The sequence below is a fragment of the Streptomyces sp. NPDC001507 genome, assembly GCF_042894765.1.
Taxonomy (GTDB): domain Bacteria; phylum Actinomycetota; class Actinomycetes; order Streptomycetales; family Streptomycetaceae; genus Streptomyces.
In genome coordinates, this window is sequence record NZ_JBIAVV010000002.1 from 64,533 (window position 1) to 87,777 (window position 23,245).

Genomic DNA, 23,245 nt, shown 5'->3' on the forward strand with positions numbered 1-23,245 from the left:
TCGGTTCGGTGACTCCTGGGCAAAAAGAAGATCAAACGGCTTTCGGTTCGCGACTTCTCCGGGGTGCGTTCGGGACACCCATGTGGGTTTCGCTGCTCAACGCCCGAGCCGTTGGGTGTTGGTTGACGGTACGCGGTATCTCACTACACTCTCCACCGCCCGGGGGCCACGGTTTGCTGCTTCCCTCGCTCGTCGCAGGAGAGCGTCCGTGTGCCCTCCTGCCCGCATCCCAGGAACGAGGAACGTGACCAGACCGGCAGGGGCGCCCGCCTCCGAAGCGTCCGAGCGGCCTGCCGGGCGGGAGTTCACCGGGCTCCGTCACGAGGGCGGGCCCGACTACTCCGCGATTCAGCAGAGCGCGGAGTTCCAGCGGCTGCGCAGACGGATTCGGTTGTTCGTCTTCCCGATGAGTGCGCTCTTCTTCTGCTGGTACATGACGTTCGCTCTGTTGTCGGCATATGCCCACGGGTTCATGAGTCACAAGGTGACGGGCGAAATCAACATGGGCACCGTCCTCGGGCTGATGCAGTTCGCGTCCACGGTCGCGATCGTCCTGGCGTACCGGCGTTTCGCCGGGAAGAAGCTCGATCCGGAAGTGGACAGGATCCAGGAGCTGGCAGGAGGCGACAGGGAATGACACAGCAGATCGCCGCCGGCCCGACCGGCAGCCCCGCGCTCAATCTGAGCGTCTTCCTGGTATTCGTCGCCATCACTCTGTTCATCGTCTACAGGGTCACCAACAGAAACCAGACGGCATCCGACTACTACGCGGCGGGCAGCGCCTTCACCGGTGCGCAGAACGGCATCGCGATGTCCGGGGACTTCCTCTCCGCGGCCTCCTTCCTGGGAATCTCCGGGGCGATCGCCGTCCACGGTTACGACGGGTTCCTCTACTCCGTCGGATGGCTCGTCGCCTGGCTGGTCGCCCTGCTGCTCATCGGGGAGCGACTGCGCAACACCGGCCGGTTCACCATGGGCGACGTGATGGCCTTCCGCATGAGGCAGCGCCCGGTGCGGGCCGCGGCGGCCAACGCGACCCTGGTGATCACGTTCTTCTACATGCTTGCCCAGATGGCCGGTGCCGGCGGCCTGGTCGCCCTGCTGCTGGATGTGCACACCAGGGGCGGACAGGCACTGCTGATCAGCGGCGTGGGCGTCGTCATGCTCCTCTACGTGCTGGTGGGCGGGATGAAGGGCACGACCTGGGTGCAGATCATCAAGGCCGGCCTGCTCCTGGTCTGTGTGACCTTCATCAGCGTGTTCATCATCGGCAAGTTCGGATTCAGCTTCTCGGCGCTCCTCGAACAGGCGACCCACAACAGCCCGCTGGGCGAACGGCTGCTGGAGCCGGGCAGCCTGTACGGCCACAACGCGACGAGCCGGCTCGACTTCGTCTCGCTGGCTCTGTCGCTGGTCCTGGGCATCTCCAGCCTGCCGCACGTGCTGATGCGCTTCTACACCGTGCCCGACGCCAAGGAGGCGCGCAGGTCGGTGGTGTGGTGCTCCTGGTCGATGTTCACGTTCTACCTGGGCATCCTGGTGGTCGGTTACGGCGCCACCGCCCTGGTCGGCTCCGACGCGATCGTGCACGCTCCGGGCGGGGAGAACTCCGCGGCGCCCCTGCTCGCCTTCCGTGTCGGCGGGGTCGTGCTCCTGGGCGTCGTCTCGGCGGTGGCCTTCGCGACGATCCTGGCGGTGGTGGCCGGTCTGACCCTGGCCGCCTCGGCCTCGTTCGCCCACGACGTCTACGCCAACGTGATACGGCGCGGCAAGGCCGATCCCCGGTCCGAGATCCGGGTCGCCCGCCTGACGGCGGTCGTGGTCGGTCTGCTGGCCATCGTCGGCGGCATCGTGGCCGACGGCCAGAACGTCGCCTTCCTCGTGTCGCTGGCCCTGGCGCTCGCCGCGTCCGCCAATCTGCCGACGATGCTCTACACGCTGTACTGGAAACGCTTCAACACCTCGGGGACGCTGTGGAGCATCTACGGCGGACTGGTGTCCTGCCTCGTGCTCATCGTCCTCTCGCCGGCGGTCTCCGGTACCTCCACGTCGATCGTCAAGAGCGTCGACTTCCACTGCTTCCCGCTCATGAATCCCGGCGTCGTGTCGATTCCGCTCTCGTTCGTGTGCGGATACCTCGGCACCGTGTTCAGCAGGCGCCCCGCGGATCCGGACAAGCAGGCGGAGATGGAAGTCCGGGCGCTGACCGGAATCGGCGCCCGGCGGTAGCCGACCGCGGCAGGACCGGCGACGCTGTGCTTCCGCAGGTCCGCCGCGCTGTCCTCGGGCTGCCCGTCCGTGGGCAGGCGGCGAGGTCACACGACCTTGCCGGGTTCCCCGGTCCTTCCCCTGTGCCCTCTGTGTCCGTTGCGGCCGTCGTGGCCGTCCCTCCCGTCGATTCCTTCTCTCCCGGGGCGGCCTGGCCTGCCGTTGTTGCCCGGCGGTCCGGAGGGGCCGCGCGGGCCGGGGGGACCGGAGGGGCCCGGCGGGCCCGAGGGGCCGGGGTCGGCGTAGTAGCTCTGGAGGTCGGTGTTCTGCGTCCACATGTCGTCGATCTGCATCTGATGGACGACGAGTGCGGCCGACTGCGCGACGAGCGCGGTGCCCAGCGCGGCGCCCACCAACAGGGGGCGCCACGGTCTGCGCAGGAGTTGCTTTACGTTTCTCACAATGTCTCTCACGCTGTGTGACGACGAAAAGTACGGATGGCGAGGCGCCGGAGAAGGCGGTCCTTCTCGTGGGACATCGGGGACGGCGTCCGGCCGTGCGCCGGGGCAGTGTGGAGGACGGGGCCCGGGGCCCCGTCCTCGGAGGTTCAACTCGGGTTCAACGGGTTTCGGTCGGCCGTGGAGTGGCTACGGCGTTCTGCCCGTCCTTGCCGTCCTTGCCGTCCTTGCCGTCCTTGCCCTGCCTCCCGTCAAGTCCGTTCGTGCCGTTCTGCCCGTCCTTGCCGTCCTGCCCGTCCTTGCCGTCCTTGCCGGGCGGGCCGGCGGGGCCGGACGGGCCTTCGGGGCCGGGCGGACCGGACGGACCGACCTCGACCTGGTGTCCCTGCAGATCCATGTGCTGTGCCCGAAGAGAGTCGATCTCCGAGTCCTGGACGATGAGTGCGGCCGACTGTACGACGAGCGCGGTGATCAGCGCCGCGCGGAGAACAAAGGGGCGCTGCGAGCGCAGCATTTCGTTTACGCTTCTCACTTCATTCCTCACGCTGTGTGACGGCGAAAGTGTAAAGGCGGAGGCGTCGAAGAGAGCGGAACTTCGCGTGGAGTGTCTTCGTCGGCGAAACGGCGGACGAGCATCACGGCCGTCTCGGCGACTCCCTGCGGACGTCCCGGGGCACGGGGACGATCCGCTCCGCGGCCGGGGTGCCGAGACCCTGTCCGGAGAGCGGCGCAACGTTCCGCCGGGACCGTACGCCGAGCGGCGCCGCTGCTTCACCGGCCATCTCGACGCAATTCCGGCCGACGCCCGCGCCGTTCGCGTGCTCTACCGCGGAGGAGATCCGCGGCCGGATACGCAGGGCTCCTGAACGGCTGGAAAGACTCGGCCGGTCAGCGCAAGGCGCGATCCATGTGGGCCCGGTGCTCGGACAGCCACTGATGCGCCTGCCGCACCTCCGCCACCGCGCCGGCCTCGCGGAGACGGATCATCGCGGGGTCTCCGGAGCCGGCGGCAGCCTCGATGCCGCGCCAGCACCGGTCCTGCCACCACAGGATCACAGGGACGAGATCGCCTCGGTCCACGAGCCCGTACGCGTCGGCGATCAACCGCAACCGCCGGGCGGCTTCGGAGAGGTCGGCAATGCCCGGCCCGAGCCCGAGGTACTGCCAGCAGACGTGGGCGACGTCATGGATGCGCGCACCCGGCGCCGCCAGATCCCAGTCGATGAAGGCCACCGGGCGCAGGACGCCGCCGACGGGCCGGTAGACGGTGTTCCTCGGCGCGAGGTCGTTGTGGCAGACGACCTCGTGCGAGCCCGCGAGTTCCGTGCCGGCCGTCAGGTCGTGGAACTCGCGCACGAGTTGGGCGACCCGCAGCAGACTCCCGTCGGAGTGCACCTCAGGCGGCTGCCGTGGTCTCCAGGCCACGTGCCCGTCGAGGTAGGTGAGGACCTCGCGGCCCTCCTCGTCGATGCCGTGGTACCGCGGTGCACCGGACCAGCCGCCGGCTTCGAGCAACTTCAGCAGGTCGCCGGCGAACCGCGTGCGGGCGGACGCGGGACGCCGCACGGTGGCGCCGACGCGCACCACGTGATTGACAAAGCCACCGGGCAGCGAGGACTCGTGCATGCCACCACTGTGCACGGCCTTCGTCCCACCGGCTGTCCCGTGGCGCGCAGAGCTGTTGGCCCTGCTTCACCGTCCGGCCGGGCGCCGTGACACAGCTCCGCGGCACGCGGCTCGTCCGGCGCGACTTGACAAAGCGGGACGTTGTTCCGGATAGTAATCGGGACAGTGTTCCGTTTCGCTTGGCTGCGACCGGACGCAGAAGGGAACCGCTCGTCATGAGTGCATCCGCCGACACCGCCGACACCGACCGCGGCACCGACCGCGGCACCGCCGTCTCCGGCCCGCCCGCTCCCGTCCTCTCGTACAGCCCGGTGACTCTGGCCGTGCCCGGACGCCCCGTGGACCTGCAGGTCCGTGTCTCCGTGCCCGTGACCGGGACCGGCCTGCCCGTCGTCCTGCTCTCCCACGGGCACGGCGGCTCCAACAACCTCTCCTCGCTGAACGGGTACGCGCCCCTCGCCAACCTCTGGGCGGCCGCCGGTTTCGCCGTCGTCCAGCCCACCCACCTCAGCTCGCGGACCCTGGCCCGGCGGCTCGCCGGCGCCCCCGGCGCCCCCTTCTTCTGGCGCTCGCGCGCCGAGGACATGTGCCGCATCCTCGACCGGCTCGACGAGATCGCGCACACCGTGCCGCAGCTCGCCGGGCGCCTCGACCACGACCGGATAGCGGTCGCCGGCCACTCCCTCGGCGGCCACACCGCGAGCCTCCTGCTGGGCGCCCGGACCACCGACCCCGGCACCGGGGCGGAAGTGGACCTGCGGGACCGCCGGATCAAGGCGGGCGTGCTGCTCGCCGCGCCCGGCAGGGGCGGCGACGTCCTCAACGGGTGGATGGCCGACAGGGTGCCGTTCTTCCACGGCACCGACTTCTCCACGATGACCGCGCCCACCCTGGTCGTCGCCGGCGACAAGGACGACTCCGCGCACTTCACCGACATCGGCCCCGGCTGGCACGCCGACCCCTACCACCTCGCCCCCGCCCCCAAGACCCTGTTCACCCTGTTCGGCGCGGAGCACCTGCTCGGCGGCATATCGGGGTACGACGCCGACGAAACCACCGACGAGAACCCCGAGCGCGTCGCCGCCCTCGGCCGGCTCGCCGCGGCCTACCTGCGCACCCAGCTCCTGTCCGACCCCTACGCCTGGCAGAAGGCGTGCGAGGTGCTGACGACCGGAACCGCCCCGGCGGGACGGGTCGAGTGCAAGTAGGCCGCCAAAGGAGAAGGCAAGGCGTATTTGTTTGACGGATTGTCAAATACCTTTATTCAAAAGGTCATTGTCGATCGCATCAGGGCAACGGAACGACGTACGCGGTCCAATTCCGCGGTGTAGCTTCTACCCGTCAGTAGAGGCCTGAGCAACGGGGGACGCGTGGTTGCCTCTCCGCATACCGAGAAGTTCGCCGCCCGTCTTCGGATGCTGAAGGACCGCAGCGGCCGGGGATACGACCGCCTCGGCAAGGATGCGGGCGTCAGCGGTTCCAGTCTGCACCGGTACTGCTCCGGTCTCAGCGTGCCGGTGGACTACCGCGTGGTGCACGCCTTCGCCAAGGTGTGCGGCGCCGACGCGGAGGAACTACGCGAACTCCACCGGCTGTGGGCGCTGGCGGACACCGACCGGGACGCGCCGGCGCCCGCGGCTGCCGTACCGGAGGATGCTGCCGTACCGAAGGACGTTGCCGTACCGGAGGACATCACCCCGCCGGAGGACGTCACCGTGCCGGAGACCGGGCGGACGCGGCGGTTCCGGGTGCCCGACAAGCTGTCCCCGCGGGCCGCGGTCCTGGCCGCCGCGGTCGTGGTGGTGCTGGTGGCCGGCTTCGTGTGGCTGCCCGGCAGCGCTCCCGACGGTGCCGCGTCGGCGTCCGGTGACAGGGTGCTGGACTCCCCGGCCTGCAAGACCGTGAGCATGGGGCAGCACGACGCCTGCGTGCGCGAGGTGCAGACCCTGCTGGCGCGGGCGAAGGGCAAGCTCGCCGTCGACGGCGACTTCGGGCCGGAGACCCTGCGCAGGGTGACCGCGTTCCAGGTGCTGGCGGGGCTGCCGGCCACCAACGTGGTCGACGACGCCACCAAGAAGGCTCTCTACGCGCAGCGGGTGAGCATGACGACCTGGCCGCAGGACCGGGTGGCGAAGCGGATCCGTGAGGTGTTCACCGAGGATCCCGGCACCGCCGTGGCCGTCGCCCGCTGCGCGTCGTTCCTCGACCCGCTGTACGTGCTGCCGAACACCAACGGCAGCCGCAACTGGGGCGTGTTCCAGATCTCCGACGCCCGGCTGCGGGACCTCGACGGCACCCCGCTGCGGGCGTTCGACCCGGACTGGAACATCAGGGCGGCCCACCGGCTGTGGAGCGTCCGGCACGACTTCCACGACTGGCCCTCCTGCGAGGCGGCGCTCAAGAGCACGCCCAGCGGCACCCCCAGCAGCACACCGAAGAGCACGCCGTAGGGCACGCCGGCGGGCCGAAGCCCGGAGCTCCGGGTACCGAAGCGGCGGTACCCGGAGCTCCACTCCCCCGAGAGCGGCGTCAGACCGTGCCGTCCTCCCACCACCAGTCACGGCCGAGGTCGGCCCTGCTGTCCACGTGCTGGTGGTCGACGGTGTACGTCTCAAGACCGGAGAACCCGCAGGTCTCCGCCTTCTGGTAGACGGTCTTGGTGGCCACCCCGGGCACGTCCAGGTCGGCCGCCGTCCCGTACAGGTGCATGCTGTCGCTCGCCCCGCCGATCTCGGCGTTGTGCGCGATGCTGCGGAAGCCGGAGTTGACGGTGATCGGCTTGTCGCCCAGCTTCTTGCGCAGCGCCTCCAGCTTGTACATGCAGCGGCGGACGTTCTCCTTCACCTGGGAGGCGCTCAGCTTGCCGCCGTTGAAGGTGCCGTCCGACTGGTTCACGAACTCGCTCCAGTTGAAGTGGAGCGTGGAACCGTCCGACTGCTCCAGCGAGTTGAGCTTCGCCTGGGTGTTGGGGCCGACCTCGGCGTCGGCGCTGAGACCGTACGCCGCCTGGAACCGGCGTACGGCGGCGGCCGTGCCGGGGCCGAAGTCCCCGTCGATGCTCACCCGGCTGTGGCTGGCGCTGTCCGCCGCCCAGCCCGCGACCCGGATCTGCAGTTCGGTCACGTCGGCACCGGTGGCGCCCTGGGTCAGGGTGCGCGACCAGGAGTAGGCCTGCGCGGTGCCCGAGAACAGCAGCTGGCCGAAGGCTATGCCGGCGCCGGCGGCCAGCGTGCCGCGCAGCATGGTGCGGCGGTCCAGGGGACGGGAGGAGAAGGTCATGGTCGTCCTTTCGAGCGTGCGAGGCGGTCAGTAGGCGATCTGGAACGTCACGTTCTGCGCGTCGATGTCGTAGGCGTGCACGCGCAGGACGAAGTGGGTGCCGTCCTTGACGTCGGTGGCGACGGTTCCCCACTCGGTACCGTGCGTGGTGTACGCGTCATCGTTGTTGCACTTGGTGGTGTGGTCGACGAAGACCACGCAAGCGTCCAGGTACACGCCCGGCTCGTCCGTGATGAGCCGCAGGTTGATGTCGTTGCACCGCGAGGACGTGGTGTAGGTGCCGTACTCCTTGGCGGCCGACTGGTAGTGGTACGTCAGGGTCTTCGCGCCGCCGTAGCAACTGGTGGCGGCGGCCGAGGCGACCGGGGTCTGGGCCGAGGCGGGCACGGCGCCCAGGCCCAGCAGGGCGGCCGCGGTGCACAGGGCCGAGGCGAGCGTTCTGTTGCGGGTCATGGTGGTCTCCGTACGGGCGGCGGGGGTCAGAAGGCGATCTGCATGACGGCGTCGTCGCCCTCCAGGGGCACGCCGTTGGGGACGGTGAACTTGGTGCCGTCGAGCACGTCGGTGGCGATGGTCGTCCAGCTGCGGCCGACCTTGGTCCAGCGGTTGCAGACGCCGGTCTTCGCGAACTTCACGCAGGCGTTCACGTAGTCCGCGGTTCCGCCGGTGACCCGCATGTTGATGTCGGTGCAGCGGCTGGTCGTCCAGTAGGGACCGAAGTCGACGACGTCCCCGTAGCGCACCGTCACCGCCCCGCCGTAGCAGGTCGTGGCGGCCGCGGCGGAGACGGACGCCGTCGCGGTACCGCTCCGGTTGGCCAGCCGGTCCAGGTCGGCCTGGGTGCCGTTGAACACGTCGGCGGTCGCCGGGGCCTTGACGCCCGGGAACAGCGCGGCGTCGGTGTACTGCCACATCGTCCAGGTCGTCGAGCCGTTCGGCAGCGGCGGCTGGGTGATCGACTGGCGGTAGTCCGCGAGTTGCAGCGGATACCGGGCGAAGGCGGTGGTCGAACCGAAGCAGTCGTCCAGGAAGGACTTCTGCGTGTAGATGACCGGGGTGCGGCCGAAGGCCGCCTCCACCTTGTCGAGCCAGGCCTTGGCGTCGGCCACCGTGCCGTAGGTGGGACAGCGTCCGGTGCCGTCGTCCATGCGCTCCAGGTCGAACACCGGCGGCAGGTCGCCCGCGCGCTGCCCGGTGTAGCCGGTCGCCCGCACCGCGGCGATGAACCGGTCGGCCTGTGCGCCGCCCGTGTCGGCCGCGGTGCCCGTGTAGAAGTGGTAGGGCGCGACGGCGAGTCCCGCCGCCCTGGCCGCCGGCAGGTCGGTGGCGAGGTACTCGTCGGTGACGTTCAGGCCGCGGGTGGCCTTGATCGTCGCGAACTCGACGCCCGAGGCCCGAACGGCCTTCCAGTCGATCGGCGCGCCGCCCGGGTGCTGGTACTTGGCCGTGTCCAGGCCGTCGACCGGGTAGCCGGCCGGGCGCGGTGGCGTGCAGTACGTGTTACGGCCGGACCAGTCGGCCAGCTTCGCCCAGGTGTTGGGGCCCACGACGCCGTCGGCGCTGAGGCCCGCGCAGTGCTGGAGCTCGACGACCCGGCCCTCGGTGCCGCCCCCGAAGTCGCCGTCGATCGTCAGCGGCGGGTAGTGGAACGGCTCCATGGCCAGGTTGAGCCGGCACTGCAGCTCCTTGACCTCGACGCCGTTCGCGCCCTTGCGCAGGGTCGGGCGCGTGTCGGTGTGACCGCACACGGCCGCCTGCGCCGTGGCCGAGGTGCCCTGGGTGGCGCAGGTGTGCGGTGCGGCGGCCCAGGTGTTGAGCGCCGCCCAGGTCTGCGGGCCGAGCACGCCGTCCACGCCCAGCCCGGCACACGCCTGGAACTCCTTGACCCGCGTCTCCGTCGCCGGGCCGAACGAGCCGTCCGCCGCGATCGGCGTGTACCGGCTCGGCTTCGTCGCCAGATCGAGTTCGCACTGGGCCTCGACCGTCGGGTCCCCCGTCGATCCCTGCCGCAGCGTGGGTTGTTCGCCGGTGTGCCCGCAGACCGCGACCGCGGTGGCGGCGGCCGTGGCGGTGGCGGTGGTCGCGGACTGGGCCGCGTGCACCGCCGTGGGTCCGTACAGGGGCAGGACCGCTGCCACGGCGAGGGTCAGACCCCGCAGTAGCGTCCTCCGTCCCATCTGTGTTCCCCCTCATGTGAGTTGGCCGGGAGCCCCCGGCCCGGTCATGCTGGCAGCGGCGGTCCCGCGGGCCGGAGCCCCTCGCCCCGGATCGGGACGCCGGGACGCTCACCCGCCGCTGACCTGCGGGGACGGACGGCCGCTGGGACGCGCGTGGGACACGTGCCGGAGGGGGGCCGAGCCGGCGCCTCGCACCGGGTCCGCCGCGGGGGAGGGCCGACGCCCCCAACGGGGGTGACCGTGACCGCGGTCGGCAGGCGTGATCTCCCCGCCGGTCGGGTAGCAAGGTCGTGTTTCGCGGCCGCTCGCGGCGACTGGTGTGAAGGGGGAGCACAGGGTGTCGGACGACGGCCCGCCGGACGGCTGGGAGGCGCACGAGCGGCGGCTGTGGGAGGCGTACCGGCGGGGCGAGTGGTGCGAGGACGTGCCGGAGGCGCGGGCCGAGGTCCTGCGGTGGCTGCTCGTCGCCGCGCCGCGCCCGGTGCCCGGGCGGCTGGCCCGGCTGCGGCTCCGCGGCGCCCGGATCACCGGCACCCTGGATCTGGCCGAGGCGGCCGTCCAGGGCGCGATACGACTCGACTCCTGCCGCTTCGACGAGGTGCCCTGCTTCGACGGCGGGCAGTTCGGGGTGCTCCAGTTGAAGGACTGCGCCCTGCCGGGGCTGAGTGCGGCCGGGGCGCGGATCGGCCAGGAGTGCGAGTTCGTGGGCTGCACCCTCGACGGCACCCTCAACCTCCGCTCCCTGACCGTCGGTACGCATCTGCTGCTCGACCGCTCGACCGTGCACGCGCCCGACGGCACGGCGGCCGTCGACGCGCGGTCGATCGCCGTCGGGGAACACCTCTCGGCGACCGGCCTCGTGTGCACCGGGCCGGTCCGGCTGATGAGCTCCCGGGTGCAGGACACCCTCGGCTTCCGCGGCGCCCGGCTCCAGGGCGCGGGGGCCTGCCTCCAGGCTCCCGAACTGACCGTGGGCGGCGGCCTCTACCTCGACCGTGGGTTCTCCGGCGACGGGGGGATCAACCTCTACGGCGCCTCGATCGGCGGTTCGCTGCACCTGGAGGACGCCACCCTGACCGGCCCCGACGCCCAGGACGCCGACCCCGCCCTGCAGCTGCTCTGCGCGTCGGTCGGCGGCGACATACAGGCCGGCTCGGGACTCGCCGTGCGGGGCAGCGTCGACATGCGGGACACCTCGGTGCGGGGCAGCGTCGTGCTGCGGCGGGCCCGGCTGCGCCATCCGGCCGGCACCGCCCTCAGGGCCCACCGGCTGCACGTCGGCGGCGACCTCGACTGCCGGGACGGCTTCGTCTCCGAGGGCACCGTGGACCTCTGCGACGCGCGGGTCGGCGGCTCGGCCCTCTTCGAGGGCGCCGAGCTGACCGGCCGCGCCGGGGCCGCCGCCCTGCGGGCCAACGGCATAGAGGTGGGCGCGGAGTTCAACTGCTGCGACGGGCTGACCGCGCACGGCCGGATCTCCCTCAGCAGCATCACCGTACGGGCCAGGCTCTGTTTCGAGAACGCCCTGCTGGACGTCCCGGCGGGGGAGCGGGCCCTGATCTGCCGGCGGTCCGCGGCCGCCGAGCTGACGCTGAAGCCCCGTGAGGCACCGCGCGGCATCGTCGACCTCAGCCACACCCGGGTCGGCGTGCTCCGCGACGACCCGGCCGGCTGGCCCCGCTCGCTGGTCCTGGAGGGCCTCGCCTACGACAGCACCAAGCCCGCGCTGCCCGGGCACCGCCGGCTGACCTGGCTCGACCGTGACCCGGCCGGCTTCGCACCGCAGCCCTACGAGCAGCTGGCCGCCAGCTACCGGCGCCACGGCCGGGACGCCGACGCCCGTCTCGTCCTGCTCGCCAAACAGCGCCGCAGGCGGGCCACCCTGGCTTGGCCCGCCCGGATCTGGAGCCTGCTGCAGGACCTCACCGTCGGCTACGGGTACCGGCCGCTGCGCGCGGTGCTGCTGCTCGCCGTCTGCTTCACCGTCGGCACCGTGCTGTTCGCGGCCTGGCCGCCGCTGCCCTACGGCGACGGCACGCCCCCGGACTTCCAGCCGGCCGTGTACACCCTCGACCTGCTGCTTCCGGTGGCCGACTTCGGGCAGGAGCGGTCGTACAGCTCCCACGGCGCCCTGCAGTGGGTGGTGGTCGCTCTGGTCAGCGTGGGCTGGGTGCTCGCGTCCACGGTCGTGGCGGGGGCCAACCGGGTCCTGCGCAGATCCTGATCCGGGCGCCTGGGCCGGTCACCGTGAACACGGTGGGAACCACAGGGCAACCGTGACAGTCCCCCACCTGTTCAGCCGGTGTGACGCAGCATCAGGACCCGCCGTCCGCAGGCGGCGGCCCGTCGATCCCGAGAGGGGATTCCATGCGCATCCGTCCGGCCGTCGCCGCCGTGTCCCTCGCCACCGCCCTTTCCGCCCTTGCCGCGCCGGCGGCCCCGACATCCGCCCTGGCGGCGGACCGGGCCGCGTCGAGCGACACCGTGTTCTCGCACGTCGTCGTCGACGGTGGCAAGGACATCGTCCTCGGCCTCACCACCAGGAAGACCGTCAGCATCACCTGGACGGCGACCGACCCGGACGGCGTCGCCGCCTCCTGGGCCTACCTGTGGCACGGCCCGAACACCGACGACGCCGACGGCATCCTGCCGCTCTACCCGCCGCCGGGTACCTGCACGGTGTCGGCCACCGACCCCACCACCTCCGCCTGCAAGGTGAGCTTCGCCGTGGACGCCGCGCGGGACCTCGACCACAACGGCCTGGCCGGCACCTGGAAGGTCCTCGCCGGGGCCCAGGACAACACCGACGACTGGACCGAGATCGACGCCGCGGGCACGGCCCGGGTCAAGCGGCTTGCCAGGGTGACCGTGAACGCCTCGCCCGAGCCGGTGAAGAAGGGCAGGACCATCACCGTCACCGGCAAGCTCGGTCGCGCGAACTGGGAGAGCGGCAGCTACACCGGCTACCAGGGGCAGGCGGTCGGGCTGCAGTTCCGCAAGAAGGGCAGCAGCACCTACACCACCCTGAAGACCGTCACCAGCGGCGGCGCCGGAGCGCTGAGGACCACCACCAGGGCCGTGGCCGACGGCTACTTCCGGTTCGTCTTCGCCGGCACCGCCACCACCGGCCCGGCCACCGCGGCCGGCGACTTCGTCGACGTCAGGTGAGCACGGCCGCCCCCGCGCGGGCCGGGAGTGGTCCCGGTCCACGCGGGGGCGGTTCGCCGGTTCGGCGGGTGGGTCAGCCGAGCAGCTTCGTCGCCAGCGTCGAGGCGTTGTACGAGCCCCAGCCGGTGGTGAAGTCCCAGCCGGTGGCCGCGGAGTAGGCGCCGTTGCTGCCGCTGGTGATGTCGTGGAAGCCGGTGCCGCTCGCCGCGTAGAGGGCGGGGTTGGCGAAGCCGAGGTCGGCCTTGCCGGCCGCCGCGGCCTGCTGGTTGTAGAGGGCCGCGAACGCCGCCCACTCGGGGGCCGCGGCGCTGGTGCCGCCGACCGAGGACCAGGAGCCCTGCGAGTAGATGGAGACGCCGGGGCTCGGGTTGGCGTGCGCCGAGACGTCCGGGACCTGGCGGTAGCCGCCGCCCGCGCTCTTCTGGACGGCCGTCTGCCAGCTCGGGATCTTGAAGACGGAGGACTTGCCGCCACCGCCGCCCGACCAGGCCACCTCCTTGCTGAAGGCGTTGGCGGAGGTCACGGTCAGCTTGGTGCCGCCGACGCCGGTCACGTACGGGTCGCTGGCCGGGTAGTCGACGGAGGTGCCGCCGTCGCCCGCGTCGTCGGAGCCGCTGTCACCGGAGGCCGCGTAGAAGCCGAGGCCCTCGGCGGCGCCCGCCTTGAAGACCGCGTCCACCGCGTTGATGTTGGAGGTGGTGCGGGCGGACTCGGCCGCGCCCCAGCTGATCGAGGTGGTCGGAATGCCGCTGTCGACGATGGCCTGGTACGTGTCGACCTCGCCGGCGTCCGAGTTGGGGCCCTCGAAGACCGTCACGTTCGCCTTGGGGGCGATCGCGTGCAGGACCTCGATGTCCAGCTCGACCTCGACCTGGCCGTCGCCGAGCGCACCGGAACCGCCGTCGACCTTGGACACGGTCGGGGTGGGCGAGCCCAGGCTGTAGTTGGTGTCGTACTTGGTGATGTTGGACTGCTGGAAGCCGTCGAACTCCAGGAGCGCGATCTTCTGGCCGCTGCCGGTGTACGTGCCGGAGACGTTGTAGCCGCCCTTGAGCTGGGCCGGGGTGTAGCCGCCGCCGGGGCCGTTGTGCGGGGAGACGGTGTGCGGGGTCGCCTGGTGGTGCAGCCGGACGCGGTTGTTGAGGCCGGCCACGTCGCTGACGATGGCGGCGAGGGAGGACGGGAGCGTCGGCGCGCTGTCGTTGGCGTAGAAGGAGCGGCCCGTAGCCGAGTCCTTCCAGGTCGACAGCCGGGTGCCGAACGCCTTCTGCAGCTGGGCGGCGGTGCCGCTGGCGTCGACGAGCAGGTTGCCGGAGTGCACCTTGCCGACGGTGACGCCCTGCGCACGCAGGTAGTCCTTCAGCTTCTTGACCTCGGCGTCGGTCCGGCCGAAGCGGGCGGCGAACTGGCCCTTCGTCAGGTAGTGGCCGTAGGCGGCCGAGTGCGGGTCGCTGACCTTGGCGATGAAGGTGTCGAGGGCGCTGCCGCCTCTGGGCGTCAGGCTGATCGCCACCGATATGCGCTTGCCCGAGCTGACGTTGCCGGTGCGGGACGCGTCGTGCTTCAGGCCGGGCAGCACGTCCCCGGCGACGGCGGCACGGGCGGTGTGCGGGGCGTCGGCCGCGTAGGCGGCGGGAACGACCGCCGTGATCAGCGCCGGCGCGGCGACCAGACCGAGCAGTTTCAGGCGTGACTTCACCGAGGTTCCTCCGGAGAGTGGAGAGTGGGGGGTGGGGAGTGTTCCGGAAGCGGAACGGGATCACCGTAGGAACTGCGGCCCCACCCCCGTAAGCGGGGGAACCCTTGCGTCACGTGTTAACGGCCGGTGTCATGTCAACGGCGTGTGTCGAGCGGGCGGGGGAGCCGGGCCCGGGCGCCCTGACTGACCGTCACTGTCTGGGCCGCGGGGCTGGGTTGGTCGTCCTCGGCGGTGTCCACGGCCGCGCCCGAGGCGATGACGGCGACGGCCATCGCGTGCGCCAGCGCGGTGCGGGAGCGGACGCCGACCTTGCGGTAGACCCGGGACAGCGTCCCCTCGACCGTCTTGACGCTGATGAACAGCTCGGCGGCGACCTCCCTGTTGGTCGCCCCGCCGCCGACCAGTTCGGCGATCCGCGCCTCCGTGGGCGTGAGGTCGGGCCCGGCCGCGCCCGCCTCGGCGCCGCGCTCCCCGGCGGCCAGCCGGGCCAGTTCGTCCCTGGCCCGGACCGCGAGCGGGGCCGCGCCGATCCGGGTCGCCGTCTCCAGCGCCTCGGCGAGCGCCTGGCGGGCCGCGTTCCGGCGGCGGGCGCGGCGCTCGACCGCGCCGAGCGCGATCAGGGTGCGCACCAGCTCGACCGGGAGCGGCAGCGGGCGCAGCAGGTCGACGGCGGCACGCAGCCGTACCGCGCCCTCCCGGGCCCGGCCGAGCCCCGCCTCGCGCAGCCCCTCCGCCCGTTCCAGCGCCGCCAGGACACTGCCGGGCGCCCCGTCCGGCACCCGCGCGCGGGCGTCGTGGAGCACCGCCCCGGCCTCCTCCGTCTCGCCGAGCACGACCAGGGCCTCGGCCAGGTCGCCGTACCAGTGCAGCAGCGGCGGGTCGGCGGCGCACATCGCCTCGCCGAGTTCCCGGACGCGTTGCAGCGCCTCGACGGCGGCCGCCGCGCCGTGCGGATCGCCGCCGAGCAGTTCGGCCTGCCCGAGGACGGCGAGGGCGCGCAGCAGGAACAGCCGGTCGCCGTCGGCCTCGGAGGCGCGGACCGCCCGTGCGGCCAGCCGGCGGGCCTCCTCGGGGGTGCCGCCCGCGGTCGCGGCGAGGGCCGCCGCGTACAGCGCCGGAGCCGCGTCGGTCAGGGCGCGCGAGCAGCGGGCCGCGGTGCGCAGCGCCTCCCGGCAGTGCCCGGCGCGCACCTGGATGCGGGTCAGCGCCACCAGGGTCGCGACGGTGTCCTCGGCCCCGGCCGGCTCCCCGGCCGCGGCGAGCAGCGGGACGACCTGGTCGCGGGCCTCGGTCACCCGGTCGGAGTCCAGGGCGAGGATCGCCCGCATGCGGATCAGCCGCCGGCTCTCCGGACCGCGGGAACGCTCCGCCGGGAGCGCCGGGACATCTGGCGCCGCGCCCCTGTGGGGGGCTGCCGGGCTCGGATGGACTTCGGCTGCGGCGCCGTCGTGGCAGGTCGCGCAGTTCCCCGCGCCCCTGTGGGGCGCTCCCGGGCGGGGGTGGGCTTCGGGTGCGGCTTCGTCGTGGGTGGTCGCGCTCGTGGGGCGGCAGCCGCGTGTCGGGCAGGGCTCCGTGCCCCTGTGGGGGGCTGCCGGGCGGGGGTGGGCTTCGGGTGTGGCTTCGTCGTGGGTGGTCGCGCTCGTGGGGCGGCAGCCGCGTGTCGGGCAGGGCTCCGTGCCCCTGTGGGGCGCTGAAAGCAAGGTCAGTGCCTCTGTCAGGGCTGTGTCGGCGGCGATCGGGTCACCGGCCAGGGACCGTACCCGGGCGAGGGTGGCGAGGGCGTCGATCCTGGTGCCGGTGTCGCCGGTCGCGGCCGCCTGCCGGGCGTGCTCGGCCGCCTCCGTCAGCTCCCCGCACAACAGGCCCCGCACGGCGGCCCAGTGGTGCAGCCGGGCCTCGGAGTGCGGATCGCCGGCCGCGTCCCGCAGGCCGTCCGCGATCAGGTCCTCGGTGCCCTCCAGTGCCTGCCCCGCGCATTGCAGCAGGACCAGCCGGGCCCGCACCCGCTGCGCCGCCGAGCCGGACCGGGTGAGCACGGCCCCGGCGGCCTCGCCCGCCTCCTCGGTGCGCCCGGCGTCGCAGGCGTACTCGGCGGCGGCCAGCAGCCGTTCGGCACGTTCCGCCGGATCGGCGGACGGGGTGCGGCGGGCGGCGAGGGCGGCCAGTTCGAAGGCGGTGCCGGAGGCGCCGTCGTGGCGCGCGGAACCGGCCGCCGCCATCAGGGTGCGGGCCGTGTCCTCGTCCTCGTAGGGATGGGCGAGCGCGAGATGGCGGGCCCGCTCCACCGGTTCGGGCACCGCGCGGGCCAGCAGCGCGTGCGCCTGCCGCCGCTCCTGCTCGGAGGCGTCGGCGTGCACGGCGGCCCGCAGCACGGGATGGCGGAAAAGTACGACCCCGTCGGCGTCGGCGGTCGCGATGCCGAGCCGCTCCGCCTGCGCGAGGCCGGCGGCCGGGTCCGGGAACCCGGCCGCCCGCAGCAGGGTGAGACTGGGGCGGGCCGCGGCGCTCGCGACGAGGAGGGTGCGCCGCACCGGCTCCGGCAGCACACGCGCCCGCTCCAGCAGGTGGGCGCGCAGCCCCGGGGGCACCGGCGGCAGCGCGCCGAACCCGGCGGGCGCCGGGGCGTGCCGGGCGGCGCGCCCCAACTCCAGTGCGTAGTACGGGTTTCCGGCGGCGGTTCGCTGGACCGCCCGGAGCAGCGCCGGGGGCAGGTCGGCGCCGAAGCCGGTGCGCACCAGGTGGGCGGTCTCGCCGTCGGTCAGGGGCGGTACCGGGAGTTCGACGGTGCCCGGCGGGCAGCAGCGCAGCCGCTCGGGCCGGCCGCCGTCCGGCACCCGCTCGGCGGCGAGCATCCGTATCCCCGGGTCGGCGAGCCGTCGTACGACGTGGGCGAGGACCTCGGCGGTCGGTTCGTCGAGCCACTGCAGGCCGTCGACGACCAGCAGGACGGGGCCGTCGGCCGCCAGGGCACGCAGCGCGTCGAGGACGGCGACCCGCACGGCGAGCAGGCCGCGGACGTCCGCGGGACCCCCGCCGCGCAGCAGGGCCGACCGCAGCGCCGCCCGTGGCTCCGGCGGCAGGTTCTGCAGCCGGCTCTCCGGGACCCGCGCGAACAGGTCGACCAGCCCGGCGAAGGGCAGCCGGGCGTCCGCCTCGGCGGGCGAGCAGTGCAGGACGGTTCCGGCGGCCGGGTCCGCCGCGAGGGCCGCCACGAGCGCGGACTTGCCGATGCCGGCGGGACCGTGGAGGAGCAGTCCGGGGCGGGCCGCCGCCTGGACCCGGGCGGCGTCGAGAAGCGCTCGGCGCCCGGTCAGTTGCATGTGTTCATGACAACCCCGGGTGATCGGGTGTGTCAATGACGTTCGTCACCTCGCGGCGGCGCGCCCCTTGCCCGACATGGTCCAACAGGTCATGTCTTCTTCCTGAATCCCTCGTTACGGAACGCGGAAGGCTCTTCCGCCCTCCTCCTGTGCGGAAGCAACGAAACACGGGCAGGGAAAACAGGGACTGAATGACATGGGTTTGACCAGTCGAACGACCGTATACGCGCTGGCGGCGCTGGCCGCCCTGTGTGTGGCGCTGCTGGTCTGGCTGTGGCCGCGGCTCGCCAAGACGGGGCTGTGGCAGGTGCTGGGTCGGCTCGGGGCCGTCGCGGTGACACAGGTGACGATCGTCGCGGCGTTCGCCTGCGCGGTGAACTCGTCGTACCAGTTCTTCGGTTCCTGGAACGAACTGCTGGGCAACGTCGACACCGCCCCGGTCGGCGTGACCCAGGCGGCCGGCGGGAACGGCGGCGGCTCGGTGAACGGCATAAGCAGCGTCCACGGGGCGTCTCTCGTACAGCCCGCCGGGGACCAGCAGTTGAGCAGGGTCAGCGGGCTGCCCGCCGGGCCCGCCGCGGCCGTCGGCCGGGTGGAGTCCGTGAAGATCATCGGCCGGCGCACCGGCGTGGTCGACCCGGCCTTCGTCTACCTTCCGCCGCAGTACTTCCAGAAGGCGTACCACCGGATGCGGTTCCCGGTGGTCGTCGCGCTCAGCGGCTACCCGGGCAGCATCTACAACCTCGCCCAGCACCTGCGGGTCTCGCAGACGGCCGGTGAACTCGAGCGCAGGGGACAGATGCAGCCGACGATCATGGTGATGATCCGGCCCACCATCGCGCCGCCGCGCGACACCGAGTGCGTGGACGTCCCCGGCGGGCCGCAGACCGAGACGTTCCTGGCCAAGGACCTCCCGGACGCGATCAAGTCCGTCTACCGGGCCGGCCACGACGCGAGCTCCTGGGGCGTCATGGGGTACTCCTCCGGTGCCAGTTGCGCCCTCCAGCTCGCCATGCGCGACCCCGGCGTCTACACCGCGGCCGCCGCCCTGTCGCCCGACTACCGGGTCAAGGACGACCCCACCACCGGCGACCTCTTCGGCAGCGGTCCCGGCCGCCAGGCCCGGATCGACGGCCACGACCTGATGTGGCGGCTGAAGCACCTGCCCGCGCCCCAGGTCTCGGTCCTGGTCGCCACCAGCAAGCACGGCGAGAAGGGCTACGCCGAGACCCAGGCCTTCATCAAGGCCGTCAAGGCACCCATGCGGGTCGTCTCCATCCTCCCCGAGAACGGCAGTCACAACTTCCCCACCTGGGTGCGGGAGATGCCCGCCGCCCTGAAGTGGATGAACCAGCAGCTGACCTTCCCGCAGGACGTCGTGCCCCTGCACCACCCGAAGAAGCCGGTGACCGAGGCGGCGGGCAAGCCCACTGCGAGCCCCACCCCCGTGCCCGGCCACGGCCACCGCTCGCTGCGCGCGGAGGGCCCGGCGCCCACGGCCACGGCACACCGCTGACCGGCGCACTTCCCGTAGAGTGGACGGCCGGTGCCGGACCAGGGGAGTGGGGAGTGGCGATGCAGGTAGCCGTGGTCACCTTCGACGGGTTCAACGAGCTGGACTCCTTCATCGCGGCCGCGCTGGTCAACCGGTGCCGCAAGCAGGGGCTGGAGGCGTTCATCACGACGCCCGCCCCGGTCGTCACGTCCATGAACGGCGTCGAGGTGACCGGGCAGCGGCCGCTGGAGTTCGTCGCCGAGGCCGACGTCGTGCTGGTCGGCAGCGGGGTGCGGGCCCGGGACGTGGTCGCCGACGACCGGCTGGTCTCCCGGCTGCCGCTCGACCCCGCCCGCCAGCTGATCGGCGCACAGTGCTCCGGCGCGCTCGTGCTGGCCCGGCTCGGCCTGCTGGACGGCCGGCCCGCGTGCACCGACACCGTCAGCCGGCCCTGGGTCGAGGCCCGCGGGGTCACCGTGCTGGACGCGCCGTTCCACAGCGAGGGGAACATCGCCACGGCCGGCGGCTGCATGGCCTCCCAGTACCTCGGCGCCTGGGTGATCTCCCGGACCCTCGGCGACGAGGCCGTGCGCGAGGTCATCGGCTACACGGCACCCGTCGGGGAGAAGCAGGAGACCGTCGAGCGGGTCCTGCGCGCCGTCCGCACCGGCGAGACGGCGGCCGCGGCACCGCGCTGAGCGGCGGCCGCGGCACCGGCTGACCGGCGGATCCGCGCGGCGCTCAGATCCAGGTGTCGAGCCACATCCTGGACTGCCAGCCGCTGTAGGGAATCGTCTGCCCGGTGTAGACCGGGTAGAAGTAGACGAAGTTCCAGGCGATGAGAAGCACCAGCACCCCCGCGGCCACCGCGCCCCGCAGCCGTCGCCGCTCCGACGCGCCCGGCGGCCCGAGCAGGGCTCCGACCGTCATCGCCACGGCCAGGCACAGGTACGGCACGAAGACCACGGCGTAGAAGGAGAAGACCGTGCGGTCCTGGTAGAGGAACCAGGGGAGGTAACCGGCCGCCACCGCGCAGAGGATCGCGCCGGCCCGCCAGTCGCGGCGCAGCGCCCACCGGTAGAGCAGGTAGGCGAGAGCGAGGCAGGCCGACCACCACAGCATGGGGGTGCCCAGGGCGAGGACCGTGCGGGAGCAGGCGGCCGCGGTGGAGCAGCCGTCCTGGCCCGGCTGCGGGGAGTCGTAGGCGAACAGCACGGGACGGCCGAGGACCAGCCAGCTCCACGGGTTCGACTGGTACTTGTGCGGCGTGTGCAGGTTCACGTTGAACTGGTAGACGAGGTACTCGTAGTGCCAGAAGCTGCGCAGCGGTGCCGGTATCCACGACCAGGTGCCGCCCCGGCCGTCCGCCCAGTGCCGGCCCCAGCCGTCGTCGGACAGGAACCAGCCGGTCCAGGACAGCAGGTACGTCAGGAGCGCGGTCGGGACGAGGGAGAGGACCGACCGGCCGAGGTCCCGGCGCAGGACCGCCCGGTACGGGTGGCGGGCCCCGGCGACGCGGCGGGCGCCGACGTCCCACAGCAGCGTCAGGACCACGAAGAAGACCAGGACGTACAGGCCGTTCCACTTCGTCGAGGCTGCCAGGCCCAGGAGGACGCCGGCCGCGAGGCGCCAGGGCCGGCGGCCCGTCCCGGCGCGGTCGCCGGTGTCCGCGTCCGGGCGCACCCGGCCCTCCGCGTCGGCCGGCAGGGCCGCCGCCAGCCGGGCCCGGGACCGGTCCCGGTCGATCAGCAGGCAGCCGAACGCCGCCAGCACGAAGAACATGACGACGAGGTCGAGCAGCGCGGTGCGGCTCATCACCAGGTGCAGGCCGTCGATCGCCAGCAGCGCCCCGGCGAGACAGCCCAGGAACGTCGAACGGAACAGGCGGCGGCCGATGCGGCACAGCATGAACACCGACAGGGTGCCGAGGGCCGCCGTCATGAACCGCCAGCCGACCGGGTCGAGGCCGAACAGCCACTCGCCGACGGAGATCACCCACTTGCCGGTCGGCGGGTGCGCGACGAAGGAACCGGTGTCGGAGAGCGAGATCACCTGGGGGTGCGCCAGGATCTGCGGGTCGGCGATCTTGCGGTCCGGCCAGGTGCCCTCGTAACCGAGGTGCAGCAGCGCCCAGGCGTCCTTGGCGTAGTACGTCTCGTCGAAGATCAGGTCCCGCGGCCGGCCGAGGTGCCAGAAGCGCAGGACGCCGGCCAGGGCGGCGACGAGCAGCGGGCCCAGCCACTCCGTCGCCCGCGCGAGCCGCCGCGCCCGGGCCGGGCCGAGGCCCAGGAGCCGCCAGAGCCGGGTGGGGGGCTCGGGGAAGGGCGGGACCAGGCGTTCCCGGACACCGACGTGCGCGTCCGCGCGCGGGGCCCCGGCGTAACCGAACCGGCGCAGCCGGTCCGGCCACACCGGGGACTTCGGCGCCGGGCGTATGCCGTCGAGGTCGTGGGAACGCGTCGCGCTGCTGTTCGTCACCGGACGACCTTAGGCCGTCCCCGCACCGGGCCGCGAAGCGGCTGTGGCGTCGTCACGGCTGTGGCGTCGGCTGGGCGTCCACGGCGGGGGTCTGCCAACTTTCCTGCCCCGCGCAAGGCTTGGACCGGTCATGTGCGGGGCAGAGCCCTCCTACCGGACAGCAGGTACCGGTCAGGCTCGGCAAGAGGAGGGCGTCATGGACGGTCGGATCCGCGTACGCGTTGTTCGTCGGCCCGCTCCCCGCGGGCAGGAGATCGACCGCAGGACGCCTTCCGGGCGCATCCTGCCGTACTGAGCGCTTCGCTGGGGGCGCCGCGGGGTGGTGTCGGCCGTCTGCGGCGCCGTCGTGGCCGGTCGCGCAGTTCCCCGCGTCCCTTCGTGGGCAGTCGTCGGGCGGCGTGGCCCCGGCCATGGCCGCGGGAGGGGGGACACGGGCGTGCCGGATCTGGTGCGGACGACGGGCGGGCGGCGGCTGCGGGTGGAGGTGTCGGGGGATCCCCGCGGGCGGCCGGTGTTCCTGCTGCACGGCATGCCGGGCAGCCGGGTGGGGCCGCGGCCCCGGCCGATGTTCCTGTACCAGCGCGGCGCCCGCCTCATCAGCTTTGACCGGCCGGGCTACGGCGGCTCGGACCGCCGCCCCGGGCGGCGGGTCGTGGACGTCGTCGAGGACGTGGCGGCCGTGGCCGACGCCCTCGGGCTGGGCCGGTTCGCGGTGGCCGGCCGCTCCGGGGGCGGACCGCACGCCCTCGCCTGTGCGGCGCTGCTGCCGGGCCGGGTGACCCGGGCGGCCGCCCTGGTGGGGCTCGCGCCGCGGGACGCCGAGGGGCTCGACTGGTTCGCCGGGATGGCACCGTTCAACGTCCAGGAGTTCCACACCGCCTTCACCGACCCGGAGCGGTACGCGGCCCGGCTCATCCCGCGCTCGGCCGTCATCCGCAGCAATCCGGCGCGGATGCTGGAGGACCTGCGGGCCGATCTGACCGAGGAGGACCGGCTGATCGTCTCCGACACCAGCATCCGGTCCATGCTGCTGCGCACCTACCACGAGGCGCTGCGCACCTCGCCGTACGGCTGGATCGACGACGCGTTCGCGCTGACCAGCCCATGGGGTTTCGACCCGGCGCAGATCGGGGTGCCGGTGCTGCTGTGGGCCGGTGCGAAGGACGTGTTCTCGCCCGCCTCCCACTTCTCCTGGCTGGCCGCCCGCATTCCGCGCGCCAAGGCCGTCCTCGAGCCGAAGGCGGCCCACTTCGCGTCGCTGCGCGCGCTGCCCGACGTACTGGACTGGCTGCTGGCGGGGACGCCGAAGGGCTGACGGTGCGGGATCCCAGCGCGCC

The 23,245-nt window shown here is 72.8% G+C and carries 18 protein-coding genes; 9 read left to right on the plus strand and 9 right to left on the minus strand.

Annotation, left to right across the window (positions count from 1 at the left end; all coding sequences use genetic code 11):
* Nucleotides 1-244: 244 nt before the first annotated feature.
* Nucleotides 245-637, plus strand: a complete 393-nt coding sequence (locus tag ACFY0K_RS06505) for a DUF485 domain-containing protein (RefSeq protein ID WP_390638904.1) — start codon at nt 245-247, stop codon at nt 635-637.
* On the plus strand, nt 634-2,229 hold the full coding sequence (locus ACFY0K_RS06510; RefSeq protein ID WP_390638905.1) for a cation acetate symporter: 1,596 nt from the start codon (nt 634-636) through the stop codon (nt 2,227-2,229). The genes ACFY0K_RS06505 and ACFY0K_RS06510 overlap by 4 nt, the downstream gene beginning before the upstream one ends.
* Before the next feature lie 86 nt (nt 2,230-2,315).
* On the opposite strand, the gene ACFY0K_RS06515 is transcribed toward ACFY0K_RS06510, so the two are convergent.
* The 3 genes from ACFY0K_RS06515 to ACFY0K_RS06525 all read right to left on the minus strand — a co-directional run bounded on the left by ACFY0K_RS06515 (nt 2,316) and on the right by ACFY0K_RS06525 (nt 4,292).
* Nucleotides 2,316-2,669, minus strand: coding sequence for a hypothetical protein (locus tag ACFY0K_RS06515; protein ID WP_390638906.1), 354 nt, complete (start codon nt 2,667-2,669; stop codon nt 2,316-2,318).
* 157 nt (nt 2,670-2,826) lie between these two features.
* Nucleotides 2,827-3,180 (minus strand): hypothetical protein, encoded by a 354-nt coding sequence (locus ACFY0K_RS06520; RefSeq protein ID WP_390638907.1) that lies wholly within the window; start codon nt 3,178-3,180, stop codon nt 2,827-2,829.
* A gap of 374 nt (nt 3,181-3,554) precedes the next feature.
* Nucleotides 3,555-4,292, minus strand: coding sequence for a phosphotransferase (locus tag ACFY0K_RS06525; protein ID WP_390638908.1), 738 nt, complete (start codon nt 4,290-4,292; stop codon nt 3,555-3,557).
* Nucleotides 4,293-4,507: 215 nt separating this feature from the next.
* Between ACFY0K_RS06525 and ACFY0K_RS06530 the strand changes: the two genes are divergently transcribed.
* Together ACFY0K_RS06530 and ACFY0K_RS06535 are read left to right on the plus strand one after the other, a co-directional pair.
* Nucleotides 4,508-5,500 carry an alpha/beta hydrolase family protein gene (locus ACFY0K_RS06530; RefSeq protein WP_390638909.1) on the plus strand — a complete coding sequence of 331 codons (993 nt, stop codon included), beginning with the start codon at nt 4,508-4,510 and terminating at the stop codon, nt 5,498-5,500.
* Nucleotides 5,501-5,662: 162 nt separating this feature from the next.
* On the plus strand, nt 5,663-6,742 hold the full coding sequence (locus ACFY0K_RS06535; protein ID WP_390638910.1) for a helix-turn-helix domain-containing protein: 1,080 nt from the start codon (nt 5,663-5,665) through the stop codon (nt 6,740-6,742).
* Nucleotides 6,743-6,821: 79 nt separating this feature from the next.
* Here the strand turns inward: ACFY0K_RS06535 and ACFY0K_RS06540 are convergent, their stop codons facing one another.
* Genes ACFY0K_RS06540 through ACFY0K_RS06550 form a run of 3 tightly spaced genes read right to left on the minus strand, consistent with a single transcriptional unit; the run spans nt 6,822 to nt 9,748 of the window.
* On the minus strand, nt 6,822-7,571 hold the full coding sequence (locus ACFY0K_RS06540) for a D-Ala-D-Ala carboxypeptidase family metallohydrolase (protein ID WP_351954880.1): 750 nt from the start codon (nt 7,569-7,571) through the stop codon (nt 6,822-6,824).
* Between the two features lie 27 nt (nt 7,572-7,598).
* Nucleotides 7,599-8,024, minus strand: a complete 426-nt coding sequence (locus ACFY0K_RS06545) for a hypothetical protein (RefSeq protein ID WP_352353468.1) — start codon at nt 8,022-8,024, stop codon at nt 7,599-7,601.
* A 26-nt stretch (nt 8,025-8,050) separates the two neighbouring features.
* A complete protein-coding gene (locus tag ACFY0K_RS06550; RefSeq protein ID WP_390638911.1) occupies nt 8,051-9,748 on the minus strand; it encodes a GH25 family lysozyme in 1,698 nt (565 codons plus the stop codon).
* A 337-nt stretch (nt 9,749-10,085) separates the two neighbouring features.
* Here ACFY0K_RS06550 and ACFY0K_RS06555 point away from each other — a divergent pair, with 337 nt between their 5' ends.
* Together ACFY0K_RS06555 and ACFY0K_RS06560 are read left to right on the plus strand one after the other, a co-directional pair.
* Entirely contained in the window at nt 10,086-11,972 is a 1,887-nt protein-coding gene (locus tag ACFY0K_RS06555; protein ID WP_390638912.1) for a hypothetical protein, read from the plus strand.
* Between the two features lie 143 nt (nt 11,973-12,115).
* The gene (locus tag ACFY0K_RS06560; protein ID WP_390638913.1) at nt 12,116-12,916 is read left to right on the plus strand and encodes a hypothetical protein; all 801 of its coding nucleotides are present in this window, start codon (nt 12,116-12,118) and stop codon (nt 12,914-12,916) included.
* 73 nt (nt 12,917-12,989) lie between these two features.
* Here ACFY0K_RS06560 and ACFY0K_RS06565 read toward each other — a convergent pair whose 3' ends face one another.
* On the minus strand, nt 12,990-14,615 hold the full coding sequence (locus tag ACFY0K_RS06565) for a protease pro-enzyme activation domain-containing protein (RefSeq protein ID WP_390638914.1): 1,626 nt from the start codon (nt 14,613-14,615) through the stop codon (nt 12,990-12,992).
* Between the two features lie 134 nt (nt 14,616-14,749).
* A complete protein-coding gene (locus ACFY0K_RS06570) occupies nt 14,750-17,935 on the minus strand; it encodes an AAA family ATPase (RefSeq protein WP_390638915.1) in 3,186 nt (1,061 codons plus the stop codon).
* Nucleotides 17,936-18,131: 196 nt separating this feature from the next.
* Here ACFY0K_RS06570 and ACFY0K_RS06575 point away from each other — a divergent pair, with 196 nt between their 5' ends.
* Nucleotides 18,132-19,451 carry an alpha/beta hydrolase gene (locus tag ACFY0K_RS06575; protein WP_390638916.1) on the plus strand — a complete coding sequence of 440 codons (1,320 nt, stop codon included), beginning with the start codon at nt 18,132-18,134 and terminating at the stop codon, nt 19,449-19,451.
* A gap of 59 nt (nt 19,452-19,510) precedes the next feature.
* Complete coding sequence (locus tag ACFY0K_RS06580; RefSeq protein ID WP_390639447.1) at nt 19,511-20,128, plus strand: DJ-1/PfpI family protein; 618 nt, start codon at nt 19,511-19,513, stop codon at nt 20,126-20,128.
* A 43-nt stretch (nt 20,129-20,171) separates the two neighbouring features.
* On the opposite strand, the gene ACFY0K_RS06585 is transcribed toward ACFY0K_RS06580, so the two are convergent.
* The gene (locus ACFY0K_RS06585) at nt 20,172-21,908 is read right to left on the minus strand and encodes a dolichyl-phosphate-mannose--protein mannosyltransferase (RefSeq protein WP_390638917.1); all 1,737 of its coding nucleotides are present in this window, start codon (nt 21,906-21,908) and stop codon (nt 20,172-20,174) included.
* A gap of 436 nt (nt 21,909-22,344) precedes the next feature.
* Between ACFY0K_RS06585 and ACFY0K_RS06590 the strand changes: the two genes are divergently transcribed.
* Nucleotides 22,345-23,223, plus strand: a complete 879-nt coding sequence (locus tag ACFY0K_RS06590) for an alpha/beta hydrolase (RefSeq protein WP_352353450.1) — start codon at nt 22,345-22,347, stop codon at nt 23,221-23,223.
* Nucleotides 23,224-23,245 lie beyond the last annotated feature (22 nt).

What these genes read in the sequence shown, in the direction of transcription:
- ACFY0K_RS06560 (WP_390638913.1), top strand. Translation starts at nt 12,116, where the DNA reads ATGCGCATCCGTCCGGCCGTCGCCGCCGTGTCCCTCGCCACCGCCCTT.
- ACFY0K_RS06545 (WP_352353468.1), bottom strand. Translation starts at nt 8,024, where the DNA reads ATGACCCGCAACAGAACGCTCGCCTCGGCCCTGTGCACCGCGGCCGCC.
- ACFY0K_RS06530 (WP_390638909.1), top strand. Translation starts at nt 4,508, where the DNA reads ATGAGTGCATCCGCCGACACCGCCGACACCGACCGCGGCACCGACCGC.
- ACFY0K_RS06550 (WP_390638911.1), bottom strand. Translation starts at nt 9,748, where the DNA reads ATGGGACGGAGGACGCTACTGCGGGGTCTGACCCTCGCCGTGGCAGCG.
- ACFY0K_RS06510 (WP_390638905.1), top strand. Translation starts at nt 634, where the DNA reads ATGACACAGCAGATCGCCGCCGGCCCGACCGGCAGCCCCGCGCTCAAT.
- ACFY0K_RS06575 (WP_390638916.1), top strand. Translation starts at nt 18,132, where the DNA reads ATGGGTTTGACCAGTCGAACGACCGTATACGCGCTGGCGGCGCTGGCC.
- ACFY0K_RS06525 (WP_390638908.1), bottom strand. Translation starts at nt 4,292, where the DNA reads ATGCACGAGTCCTCGCTGCCCGGTGGCTTTGTCAATCACGTGGTGCGC.
- ACFY0K_RS06540 (WP_351954880.1), bottom strand. Translation starts at nt 7,571, where the DNA reads ATGACCTTCTCCTCCCGTCCCCTGGACCGCCGCACCATGCTGCGCGGC.
- ACFY0K_RS06580 (WP_390639447.1), top strand. Translation starts at nt 19,511, where the DNA reads ATGCAGGTAGCCGTGGTCACCTTCGACGGGTTCAACGAGCTGGACTCC.
- ACFY0K_RS06570 (WP_390638915.1), bottom strand. Translation starts at nt 17,935, where the DNA reads ATGCAACTGACCGGGCGCCGAGCGCTTCTCGACGCCGCCCGGGTCCAG.
- ACFY0K_RS06520 (WP_390638907.1), bottom strand. Translation starts at nt 3,180, where the DNA reads ATGCTGCGCTCGCAGCGCCCCTTTGTTCTCCGCGCGGCGCTGATCACC.